Raw genomic sequence first — 11,749 nt, 5'->3', positions numbered from 1 at the left:
TCATCATGCAGCATTCGGGCGATACACCGGCCGCATCGCGGCCGCGAGACTCGCTTTGGGGGTCGATCGCCCCTTGCGCTGCGGGTAACGGTCTCGCCTACATCTGCCACATGTATCCCACTAAAGCCCCTCATGCACTTCCCCGGCCTCGAGGCGCGGTCGAACACGCCATTCGGCGGCGCCTACGTGCCGCTCAAGCACTACCAAACGGATGCGCGGGTCCGCTCCGCCCGAATCCGGATGCTGCCGGATTCTCGGCGCGCTCAGGACGCCCTCACTCAAAAGTCCTGACCAGGCTGGCCGTATTGGTGAGGCGAGAACCCCCACGGTAGCGGTTACCGCACCTAGGATGCGCACATGACCCGATGGACGTATCGACGAGTGGCAGCATCCGTCGCCCTCTGCCTTCTCGGGAGCCTGGCCCTCGCCGGCTGCTCCTTCGTGTGGAACGCCACGAAGTTCTGGCTGGACCGCAGTCAGATCATTACCTCGAGCACGGTGACCGTGGACGGGTGCCCCGAGACGTTCGAGACGCGGGTGACCGGTGTGATCTCGCCCTCCGCCACCGAAGCGCAGGTGCGCCGACTGGCCGCGGCGGCCACCGCGCACCGCGGAGAGGCAAGCGCAGGTACCGCCGAGATCACGCTGCTCTACGGCAAGACCTACCTCGACGTGGAAAGGAGCCAGCAGGCATCGAGGGCGGCCGTGGACATGGCCGTGCGCACGAACGCCGACGATCGCCTCGTGAGCGCGTCGGTTACACGAGGGACCTGGATACTCCGCACGTCAAGCTCGATGGTTCTTGCCGTCTACGCCGGCTACCGGGGTGCCGGGCAGGTGGACGTCTACTCTGCGGGCGACGATACCGGCCGCGACAAGTTCATGATCCGTGACGACCCGGAGAACTGCACGCCCGCGCCCGCCCTGATCGCGGAATTCGCCGCGCTCGTGGCCAATCCGAACGTGGGCGAGGCCTTCCTGTATCTGTGCAGCTCCCTGACCGTGGGGATCACGGACCCGGCAGCTCAGGATGCGCTCGTGGCGGAGCTCCAGCCCCTCGCCTCCGACCCGCCGCTCGCTCACTTCGATTTCAGGATCACGCAAAATGGCGGCGACTACTTCCAGGTCACCGCCCGGACGCCCGCACTCGCGCCTTTCTTCGACCTCCTCAAGCGGATGCCGGAGGTCAGGAACTACCAGAACAACGAGGAGAGCATCGGCGTGCTGGCGATGGACGAAAAGACGGTGCGATCGGTGACCCTGGCCGTGGACGCGGCGGACAAGCCGGCCGCGGTCGGCATCGTCCGGATCTACGCGGGACACGTCTCCGTGTACGCCAACGGCGACGGCACGACCGCGGCCCAGGTCGCCCTCTGGGACAAGCTGCTCGCGCTCGACTCCGGGCTCGGCCTGGAGATCTACCCGCGAACGCCGGTGACGCTGTCGGTGCCGCGGTACGACTCGGCGATCGCCCGCCAACTGGTGGATGCCGTGCGGGCCAGCGGGCTCTGGCGCAGCCACGACATCGAGTTCGCGGTGCTCTCTGGGTCCATGAGGTTCACGGCCGTGTGGAGTGAGGGAGGGACCGGCTTCGCCCCGACCGAGGCGAGCAACAATGCGGAGACCCGGGCGGCCGTCGAGGAGCTCCGGGCGCTGTGGAGTGCCGGGCAATAGGCAAGCGTCGAACGCACAAGTCTTGCCCGAGGGTGTCATTGGTGAAAACATGTTGGACGGCATCAGCGGCGAGACTGCTTGCGAAAGGAGATTCAGGATGACGGACGTCATCAACTACACCTACCGGGCGACCTGGTGCTGTGACGCCAATGAATACGACGGCCTGGTCGCCGAATACCCGTCGCTGTCCTGGCTGGCCGCCGACCGAGTGGATGCTCTCGCGGGCATCCGGAAACTTGTGGCGAATGTCGTCGCGGACCTGAAAGTGACCGGTGAGCACGTGCCGGGGCTGGCCGCACACTCCGATCGAGCCCAATCTGGAGAGCAGTGAACGCAGCAGTGAGCGCCGACGCCCTCGCTGCTGCCAGGATCGACGCCACGGTCGAGTTCCGTGGGACCGAGCTTCCCGTCCCTGAACGATCACCCGCGCGCGAACTAGATCTCGCCTGACCATCGAGAAACGACGTTTACGCGCTGCCCCACTGGTTGAGTTCGTCGTCCGGGAGGGGCTCGGAGAACGAATCCGGGACTGGGCCGCCGGGCACGAATCCGAGTTCTCGAGTGGGGGCCATCTGGTCCGGCGTCAGGAGCCGGGCATCCGATCCCGATCCGGGACTTTGCCGGCGGTTCTCCTGGTAGAAGGCATCGACATCCGTCACCGGAATTCGCCGTTTCGCAGAGCTGGAAATGCGGGAACTGAGCTCCTCGAGATCGGGCACCGGGGAGACAGTCAGCAACCGGCCCGATTCATCCACGGTCACCTCCAGCTGATCGCCCTGCTTCAGCCCGAGTGTCGCACGGATAGCGGCAGGCAGCGTGAAACGGCCATTACTGCCGAGCGTCACAATCGCCTTCATGGCTTACATCTCATCCGTGATCATGCGCTCGTGCAAGAGGAAGTCGAGAACCGCTGCGAGGACATCAAGCGGTGTCAGACCCACCCCCTACAATCGGGGGCAGCGCTTCGACGTGATCCGGCGGCTGTCGAGGTCGCCGTGATGCTTCGCTGCACGAAGGGGAATCCGTGGACCAGCTCGACTCTGACACCGAAGCCGCTACCGCCTCCGTAGCGGCAGGTGCCCCGACTGTCGCAGCCGCGGCGTCCGCTCGCATCGGCATCAGCTCGGTGCCGTTCCTCTCCTATGCGATGGCGCATTGCCGGGTACCTGTGGTCGACGAGATCGCGATCGAGAACCTCGGCGGTGAGCAGCGCGCCGCGACCCTCGAGGTCGAGGTCACAAGCGCCGCCGGGTCGCTCGGCGCCCCGCGTGTCGTCATCGTCGACCTCGGCTCGGGGCAGAGCACTACCCTCCGCACAGTGGAGCTCGTGCTCGACCCGGCGCTCATGCTCGCCGTCGAGGAGCAGCGGCCGGGCTCGATCCGCGCCACCCTGCGTGACGCCGCCGGCATCCTGCTCGCCGAGACGAGCGCGGCGGTGCAGATTCTCGCGTCGAGCCAGTGGATCGCCACTCCCCTGCACCTCGGCCTGGAACTCCTGGCCGCACACGTGCAGCCCAACGCCGCTGCCATCGCCCCGCTGCTCGTCGAGGCGAGCGACCTGCTGCAGCAGCGCACCGGCGACTCCGCGCTCAGCGGGTACCAGTCCGAGAGCTCCGAGCGGGTCGATGCCGTGGTCGAGGCGATCTACGACGCGATGGCCGCCCGGGACATCCGTTACGCGATGCCGCCGGCGAGCTGGGGCACGACCGGGCAGAAGGTGCGCACGCCCGCCGAGGTGCTCGAGGGCCGGCTCGGCACCTGCCTCGACACGACCATCACCCTCGCCGCCGCGCTCGAACAGGCCGGCCTCAACTCCACGCTCTGGCTGCTCGAGGGGCACATCTTCCTCGGCTACTGGCGGGTCGACTCGACGCTCGGCGCGGTCGCCCACACGGATGTCGCCGACATCGTCAACCTTGTCGACCTCGGTTCGATCGGACTGGTCGAAACCACGGGTGTCACGGGCGGGTCGTCGTCGATGCCGTTCGCCGAGGCGCGGCGGAGCCCGCACACGCAATACCTCGCCGCGGGACTGGAGAAGTTCCAGGGCGAGACCGACGTGCGCACCGCTCGCCAGTCGCGGATCTGGCCGCTGCCGAGCCGCTCGGTAGGGCCGGACGGCGCGGTCACCGTGACGGTGTACCAGGCGGGGGCCGGGCCGGTCATCGCGCCCTACTATGCGCGGGACGGGTCGGCTGTGTCTTCGGCCGCTCCCGAGGCGACGCCGGTGCCACCGCGGGTCACCCAGTGGAAGAACGCGCTGCTCGACCTGAGCCTGCGCAACAAGCTGATCAACTACACCGACCGGTCCGGCTACCCGCTCTTCGTACCCGGGCCGGCCGTCGCCCGCCTCGAAGACGCCATCAACGCCGGCACCCCGATCACCCTCGTGCCCAGCGACGCGGTGCCGAACGTGGACCGAGCCAGGGGCATCCGCTTCGGGAAGGACCTGCCCGAGCAGACCCGCGAGCTGATGCTCGCCGACAAGAAGGGCGCGTTCGTGGACATCACGGAGGCGTCGTACACGAGCAAGCTGCGCTACCTCGCCAACAAGGCCCGCACGATCGTGGAGGAGACCGGCGCCAACAACCTCTACCTGACGTTCGGGATGCTGCACTGGCGGTTCAACGACCGGGAGTTGCGGTCGCCGCTCGTGCTGATCCCGGTGAACATGACGAGCGCGAGCCGCGGCTCCTCGTACCGGCTGACGATCGATGAGGCCGGGGCGTCCACGCCGAACTACTGCCTGCTCGAAAAGCTGCGGGCGAGCTTCGGGCTCGAGATCGCCGGGCTCGCGACGCCCGGGGAGGACGCCTCGGGCATCGACCTCGCCGCCGCGTTCACCGCGGTGCGCGAGGCGATCGCGGAGGCCGGGCTGCCGTTCCGGGTCGAGGAGACCGTGGAGCTGTCCATCCTGCAGTTCGCGAAGTTCCGACTCTGGAAGGACCTCGACGAGAACTGGGAGGCGCTGTCGCAGAACAGTCTCGTCGCGCACCTGATCAACACACCGCTGGATGCCTATGCCGACCCGATCGCCGCGGCCGGCGCCGTCGTCTCGCCCGGCTCTCCCGTCGACCTCGACGCGCTCGGCGGTTCCGTGCCGGTCCCGGCGGACTCCTCCCAGCTCGAGGCGGTCGCCGAGGCCACGGCCGGCCGCACCTTCGTGCTCGAAGGCCCGCCCGGAACCGGCAAGTCGCAGACCATCACCAACCTGCTCGCCCGCGCCCTCGCCGACGGCAAGCGCGTGCTCTTCGTCGCCGAGAAACGCGCAGCCCTCGACGTCGTGAAGAAACGCCTCGAAAGCGTGGGACTCGGCGACTTCTCCCTCGACCTCCACGACAAGGGCGCCCGCCCCGCCGCCGTGCGCGCCCAGATCAAGGCGGCCCTCGAGCTGCGCATCGACCCCGACCTCCCCGCCCTCGCCGCGAATCGCGAGGCCGCCGCCGCCAGCCGCGGCACCCTCGCCCGCTACGCCGACCGGCTGCACGAGGCCAACGCGGCCGGCCTCTCCCTCTACTCCGCCCGCACCCACGCCCTCGCAGCGGATGCCTCGGTCGAGCCGCTCGCCATCCCCGGCCCGCTCGTGGGCGGCTCCCCCGCGCCCGTGTTCGACGAGCTGCGGCACGTGCTGCGGCAGCTGCCCGAGGTGTCCGACCTGGCCCGGCCGAGCGCCGCGCACCCCTGGGGCTTCGTCGACGAGCGCCTCGGGCGCGGCGCCGGCGCGGGGTCGGCGTCGGCCGAGTCCGCCGCCGAGGCGGTGCGGGCGGCCCGCGCCGTCGGCATGGTCTCCACCGGTACGTCATCCGGCGGCGTTTCGACCGCTGGTGCCGCCGGTGCCGAGTCTCTGGCCGCCGGCTCGTCGCCGTCGACCGGCATCGCCATCGCGCTGCGCACCGCCGCGATCCACGCGGCCGGGCGCGCCTTCGACGATTCCCTCCTTGCGGCGCAGGCCACCGGGTTCGACCTCGACACCCTGAACCGGATGCCCTCGGCCGCCCTCGCCGGGGAATGGCGCGACCTCGCCGCCGCGCCCCGGCACCCCGTCAGCGCGGTCGACACCCTGCACACCCCCGAGTGGCGGGCCTTCATCGCCGGCCTCGAGAAGCACCTCACGGCGTTGCGGGCGTCGCGTCCGGACTGGCTGACCCGGGTGGCGCCGACCGTGCTCGGGCGGGACGTGCCCGGAATCCACGCGGCGGCCCTCGCCGCGGATGCCGCCGGGTTCTTCGGCCGCAAGGCCAAGCGCCGCGCGGTGCTCGCGCAGATCGCCGACCTGCTCACCGGCGACGCGGCATCCGCCCCGGAGAAGGCCGTGCCGCTCAAGACGCTCTCGACGCTCACCGCGGCCCTCGCCGCCGCGCACGCCGAGGCGCAGGGCCTTCGCGACGCCGCGCTCACCCTGCCGGTGCCGCTCGTGGACGCGCGGTGGAACCCGTTTGTGCCAGCCGACGCCGAGGACCTCGCGACCGGCCTGGCCTGGCTCGGCTGGCTCGGCGACGCGCTCAACCGGCCCGCGGTGCCCGCTGTCGAAGCCGGCTCCCGCACCCACACCGCCGACCTGCGCGCCTACTATTCCTCGACCCCGCTCGGCACAGGACAGGAGCCGCTCACCGCCCTCGCCGCGGCCTGGCAGACCCTCGACACCGCCGCCGACGTGCAGCCCGCCGACCGCGCCCGCTGGGCCGGCGACCTCGGCTTTGTGTCCCGCTGGTGGGCGACCCGGGCCGCGCGCACGGTCGAGTCCGCCCAGCCGGTCGTGCTCGAACGCTGGCTCGCCCTCGTGCGTCACCTCGAGCCGCTGCGCCGCCACGGGCTCACCGACGCCCGCGCGGCGCTGCTGGCCGGCAGCATCCCGGCCGAGGATGCCGCGCTCGCGTTCGACAAGGGCCTCGCGATCGCCTCGCTCACCGAACGCGAGGACGCGACCGCCCTCGGCGACTTCAACCTCGTGGCGCACAGCAAGACGATCACCCGGTTCACCGCTAGCACGCACGCGGTGCGCGGCGAACTCCCCCGGGCCATCCCGGCCGAGGTGCTCGGCCTCCGCCGCTTCGACACGAACCTGGCCTCGGGGCAGGTCGGTGGGCTGCGCCGCCAGCTCGACCGGCAGCGCGGCGGCATGAGCGTGCGCGCACTGCTCGAGAACTACGGCGACCTGATCACCCAGGTGATGCCGTGCACCCTGATGAGCCCGGAATCCGTGGCCCGGTTCTTCCCCGCGCACGCTGCCCTGTTCGACATGGTCGTGTTCGACGAGGCCTCGCAGATCCGGGTGGCGGATGCGATCGGGGCGATGGGCAGGGCGACGTCCGTGGTCGTCGTGGGCGACAGCAAGCAGATGCCGCCGACGAGTTTCGCCGAGACGAGCGCGAACATCGACGACGAGGGTGACGCCGGTTTCGACGGCGACGACGGGATACTCGGTGCGGTCGCGGACGAGGAGTCCATCCTCACCGAATGCGTGCAGGCGCGGGTGCCGAGCAAATGGTTGTCGTGGCACTACCGCAGCCAGGACGAGTCACTCATCGCGTTCAGCAACCACTACTACTACGAGAGCCGGCTGTCGTCGTTCCCGGCGCCCGCGTCCAGCGCCGTCGCCGACCACGGCGTCTCCCTCGTGCGCGTCGACGGCCAGTTCGAGCGGTCGGGGCGGGGCACTGCCCTCCGCACCAACCCCGTCGAGGCCCGGGCGATCGTCGACGACATCGAGCGCCGCTTCCAGGCCTCGCCCGAGGTCTCCCCCTCGGTCGGCGTGATCACCTTCAACGCCCAGCAGCGCAACCTCATCGAGAACCTGCTCCGCGACAGCGACGACGAGCGCATCGCCCTCGCCCTCGACGAGATCGATGGCCTCTTCGTCAAGAACCTCGAGAATGTGCAGGGCGACGAGCGCGACAGCATCCTCTTCTCGATCGCGTTCAGCGCCAACGAGAAAGGCGTGGTGCCGCTCAACTTCGGGCCGCTCTCGCGGGCGGGCGGCGAGCGCCGCCTCAACGTGGCGATCACCCGTGCGCGGCGGCAGGTGGTGCTCTATGCGAGCTTCGACCCGGCGGTGCTGCGCGCGCAGGACACCAGCTCGGTCGGCATCAAACATCTCAAGGCCTACCTCGAGATGGCGGGCGCGGGCGCCGAGGCGCTGAGCACGGATGTCCGCCGCCCGTCCACCGTGGACCGGCACCGCGACGACATCGCGGCCGCGCTCCGCGCCGCGGGGCACGTCGTGCAGACCGACGTCGGGCTCTCCGACTTCCGGGTCGATCTCAGCCTCGCCTCGGCGACGGACCCGAGTCGGCCGCTCGTCGCAGTGCTGCTCGACGGGCCGAACTGGCGTGCCCGGCGCACGGTCTCCGACCGCGACGGCCTGCCCGTGGACGTGCTGCAGGGCATCATGCGCTGGCCGGGCGTCGAGCGGGTCTGGCTACCCGAGTGGCTGCACCACCGCGACGAGACGGTCGCCCGGCTCGGGGCGGCGGTCGAGGCCGCGGCTTCAGCTGCAGCCGCGGCCGAAGTGGCCAGGGAGCTGGTCATCCCCGCGGACGTCGAGCCCGCAGCAACCATCACCGAAACGCGACGGGATGCACCCGAGGTACTCGTCGCATCCCGCACGGTGTCCGCCCCGACTGTGGCGTTCGCCAACACGAGTGCGACCACGAGTTCCCTCGTGTTCGACTACGCCGAGTGGTCACCCGGGCGTCTCGGCACGGTCGACGTGCTCGACGCCTTGCCGCGGGCGGCGGCTGCGGCGAAGGTGCAGTCCGCGATCCGTGCGGCGGTCACGGCCGAGGGTCCGATCCACAGTGCGCGGCTGATCAAGCTCGTGGCGGGGGCGTTCGGGCTCGACCGGGTGAACCAGGCGCGGGCGGCCTCCATCGTGCGCTGTGTGCCGGCGGACCTGCCGCTCGGCGCCGACGAGCCGTTCTACTGGTCCGAGTCGATCGACCCGACCGGCTGGCAGGGCGCCCGGCGCACCCCGCCCGGCGTCACCCGATCCCTCGAGCATGTGCCGCTCGTGGAGATCGCGAACGCGATGCGCCTTGCGGCCGAGGCCGCCGCCGGCATCGACGACACTGAGCTCAAGCGGGAGGCCCTCGCCTTCTTCGGCGGGCGGAGCACGCGCGGAACCGTCGGCATCCGTCTCGACGCGGCCCTGGCTCTCGCCCTGGATTCCGGTCGCCTCACCCGCACCCCCGCCGGCCTCCTCCGCCCCGGCTCCCGGTAGCCGCACACCGCTACTGCGGGGCGGACTCGACGCGGTCGCGGCCGGCGCGCTTGGCCTCGTAGAGGGCCTTGTCGGCGCGGGCGAGCCAGTGTGCCGTGCGTTCGCCGGTATTCCGAACGGCCAGGCCGATGCTCACGGTGCAGCGCAGGCCCGGGGCGACGTCGTCCCAGCGGAAGCTGCTCACCGCGACGAGCAGGCGTTCGCAGGCCTTCTCCGCATCGGCCGGCGTCGCGTCGGCGAAGACCAACAGGAATTCCTCACCGCCGAGCCGCACCGCGAGGTCGCTGTCACGGATGGCAGCCGTCAGGATCGTGCCCATCGCGGCCAGCACCCGGTCGCCTGTTGCGTGACCGTGGGCGTCGTTCACCCGTTTGAAGTGGTCGAGGTCGACCATCGCCGCGCAAAGCGGCTGCGCGCGGTCGTGCGCCCGGCGCATCAGCGCGGGCAGCTGCCGGTCCAGCGCTCGCCGGTTCGGCAACAGGGTGAGCGGGTCGGTGTGGGCCTGCTGGTCGAGTTTTTCCGCACGGATGCGCAGCACCTGCGCCTCGAGCTGCGACCGTTCGGTCTCGTGGCGGGCATGTTCGATCTCGAGAGTGTTGATCAGCATCCGGGACTGCAGCCCGGCCGTCTGCCGCGTCAGGCGCAGGGTCAGCTCGTGCAACTGTTCGGAATGGCTGAGCGCGAGCTCGAACCGGCCGCTCTCCTTGTACATGGCGACGAGTGCACGGTGCAGCCGCGCCAGCAGCGCCGGATCTTCCTCGATCAGGGGGTCGGAGAGCTGGGCCGCCATCATCTCGGTCGCCTCGTCGATTCGGCCCTCCGACCGCACCACCTCGGCGAGCTGGGCGTCATTGTTGACCTCGAGGTTACGGTAGCCGTTGGCCGAGGCGAGCAGCTTGGCCAGCCCGGCCTGCTCACGCGCCTCGCGGTACCGGCCGAGCTCGATCAGGATGTGCACGAGGTTCGTGCGCGCGATCGTCTCGAAAAAAGCGTGCCCCTGGCCGTGGGCGAGCGCCGCGGCCTGCAACACGTTGTCGAGGGCCTCGGCGAGGGCATCCGCCGGGTCGAGCCCCTGCGTCTTCTGCGTGCGGGCGAACTCGAGGCAGGTGTCGCCGAGGTTGTTGAGTCCGGCGAATCTGGCCTCGGCGTCCTCGAGCAGCCGCGACAGGTCGAGCGCCTGGCGGCCCAGTTCGAGGGCGCGCTGCGAGTCGGCCATACCCACGTGCACCATCGAGGAGCGGCTGAGCGCCCAGAATTCGGCGAGCTTGCTGCCACTCGCCCGCGCCGCGGACAGCGCGCCGAGCACATGGCGCAGCGCGGGCTCGTGCAGGCCGGACTCATGGAACGCGAGCGCCAGGGTGCAATGCGCCTGCGACTGCCGCAGCAGTTCGCCCGTGTCGACCAGGTATTTGAGGGCGAGCAACCCGTGACGAACGGATGCCTCGACCTCGCCCAACCGCAACCGGTGCAGTGCGAGCAGCTCGCGGGCCTGAGCGCGTTCGGCGGGGGTGATCCCGAAGGTCGCGAGCACCTGTTCGGCCTGCGCCGCGCCCTCCAGGTGCCGGCCGTCGGCGCGCGAGATCTCGCAGCCGGCGAGGAGTGCCGCGGTCGAATACGGTGCGGGCGCCGGTGAAGTGCTGCGAACGGGCGCTGCCGAAGATGCACGCACCTCTGGTGCTGCCGCCTTCGAGTCCACCTTCAGCCCCCCGACTGTCTGTCGCTCTTTCGAACCTAACACCGTACCCGGCCGGATTCGGCCGGAAAAAAGCCCCCGAAAGGGCGAAACTATGACCCGCCCCTGACCGCCCCCGCACACGGATGCCCAGCGCGGGCACGTAAGATCGGCGGATGACCGCAGCGACAGCATCAGTGCCCCTCGACCCCCGCATCACCCTGTTCGGCGCGGAGTGGTGCAGCGACTGCCGCCGCTCGAAGAAGGTGCTCGACGGACTGAACGTCGACTACGACTACGTCGACCTCGAGGCCGTCGTGGACGGAGCCGACCGTGCCCACGCGATCAGTGGACGCACCCGGATCCCCGTGATCGTGTTCCCCGACGCGAGCCACCTCGTCGAGCCGAGCGACGCCGACCTGCGCGCGAAACTCGCGCAGTTCTCCGTGGAGGCCTGAGCCATGCGCAGCCTCAAGGACTGGACATTTTCGATGTGCGGGATCGCCGGTTTCGTCTGCTGTGCGATCGCGCTCGGGGTTCTCTACTTCAACGCGGTGAACCACAACGCCTTCGTGGGCGTGGCGGTTCCGGTGGCGATCGTTGCCCTCGCCGCCGGCGGCATCGCCACCGCCAGGGCACGCTGGCTCTGGACCAGCGGCCGCGGCAACCAGCGCCGCTGACGCCCGCCAGACCGGCGACAGCCACACCACCCGCTCCACGCTGACGCCCGGCGCCCCCCGACCCGGCGTCACCCGCTCGGGGCCGTTTCCCCATCGGCGCTGCCGCGCTACGATGCCACGGAGACGGGGAGGCATCATGAGCGACACAGGCCAGGACAAGCGCATCGAACGCTTCGGGAGTGACGAAGACATTGCGAACGCCGAGGCCGCGAAGCGGCAGGACGCGAAGGATGCGCGGGTGCGACTGCTGCGCAGCAAGGCGGCCGTCGCCCGGTCGGAGGCCGATGCGATCGACGCCATGCACCTCGACCCGGACACGCTCGAGGACCTCCTCGAGAACGGCAGCCCGCTCGAGGCGCGTCGGTTGGAAAAATCGGAGCACGCGATCAGCCAGCGGGTGACTAAGGCGAAGGCCGCGGCCGAGGCGGCCGAGTACGAATACGAGCAGGCCGTGCTCGAGCAGTACGACGACAGCAAAGGCTGACGGCGTACCGCCGGAGCCAG

10 protein-coding genes are annotated in these 11,749 nt (G+C 70.3%); 8 read left to right on the top strand and 2 right to left on the bottom strand.

From position 1 onward, the window contains the following. Window positions 1-132: 132 nt before the first annotated feature. From RCH22_RS00685 to RCH22_RS00670, 4 genes are all read left to right on the top strand, one after another. Complete coding sequence (locus RCH22_RS00685; protein WP_327012408.1) at window positions 133-291, top strand: hypothetical protein; 159 nt, start codon at window positions 133-135, stop codon at window positions 289-291. 66 nt (window positions 292-357) lie between these two features. Next, a complete protein-coding gene (locus RCH22_RS00680) occupies window positions 358-1,674 on the top strand; it encodes a hypothetical protein (RefSeq protein WP_327012407.1) in 1,317 nt (438 codons plus the stop codon). 97 nt (window positions 1,675-1,771) lie between these two features. Next, window positions 1,772-2,005, top strand: a complete 234-nt coding sequence (locus tag RCH22_RS00675) for an antitoxin HicB (protein WP_327012406.1) — start codon at window positions 1,772-1,774, stop codon at window positions 2,003-2,005. Next, entirely contained in the window at window positions 2,002-2,124 is a 123-nt protein-coding gene (locus RCH22_RS00670; RefSeq protein WP_327012405.1) for a hypothetical protein, read from the top strand. Before RCH22_RS00675 ends, RCH22_RS00670 begins: the two co-directional genes overlap by 4 nt. Window positions 2,125-2,141: 17 nt before the next feature. Here the strand turns inward: RCH22_RS00670 and RCH22_RS00665 are convergent, their stop codons facing one another. Further along, window positions 2,142-2,531, bottom strand: coding sequence for an AbrB/MazE/SpoVT family DNA-binding domain-containing protein (locus RCH22_RS00665; RefSeq protein ID WP_327012404.1), 390 nt, complete (start codon window positions 2,529-2,531; stop codon window positions 2,142-2,144). 167 nt (window positions 2,532-2,698) lie between these two features. Here RCH22_RS00665 and RCH22_RS00660 point away from each other — a divergent pair, with 167 nt between their 5' ends. Continuing rightward, window positions 2,699-8,893, top strand: a complete 6,195-nt coding sequence (locus RCH22_RS00660) for a DUF3320 domain-containing protein (RefSeq protein WP_327012403.1) — start codon at window positions 2,699-2,701, stop codon at window positions 8,891-8,893. Between the two features lie 10 nt (window positions 8,894-8,903). On the opposite strand, the gene RCH22_RS00655 is transcribed toward RCH22_RS00660, so the two are convergent. Next, window positions 8,904-10,562: a diguanylate cyclase gene (locus RCH22_RS00655; RefSeq protein WP_327012402.1), complete on the bottom strand. Its 1,659-nt coding sequence runs from the start codon at window positions 10,560-10,562 to the stop codon at window positions 8,904-8,906. A 179-nt stretch (window positions 10,563-10,741) separates the two neighbouring features. On the opposite strand from RCH22_RS00655, the gene RCH22_RS00650 reads away from it, so the two are divergent. From RCH22_RS00650 to RCH22_RS00640, 3 genes are all read left to right on the top strand, one after another. After that, window positions 10,742-11,023 carry a glutaredoxin domain-containing protein gene (locus RCH22_RS00650; RefSeq protein ID WP_327012401.1) on the top strand — a complete coding sequence of 94 codons (282 nt, stop codon included), beginning with the start codon at window positions 10,742-10,744 and terminating at the stop codon, window positions 11,021-11,023. 3 nt (window positions 11,024-11,026) lie between these two features. Continuing rightward, entirely contained in the window at window positions 11,027-11,245 is a 219-nt protein-coding gene (locus RCH22_RS00645; protein WP_323505251.1) for a hypothetical protein, read from the top strand. Window positions 11,246-11,381: 136 nt separating this feature from the next. Further along, window positions 11,382-11,729 carry a hypothetical protein gene (locus RCH22_RS00640; protein WP_327012400.1) on the top strand — a complete coding sequence of 116 codons (348 nt, stop codon included), beginning with the start codon at window positions 11,382-11,384 and terminating at the stop codon, window positions 11,727-11,729. The last annotated feature ends 20 nt before the right edge of the window (window positions 11,730-11,749 follow it).

This window comes from Cryobacterium sp. GrIS_2_6 (assembly GCF_035984545.1).
GTDB lineage: Bacteria > Actinomycetota > Actinomycetes > Actinomycetales > Microbacteriaceae > Cryobacterium.
Note: the sequence above shows the minus strand (reverse complement) of the source record. Positions and strands in the feature narration are given on the sequence as shown.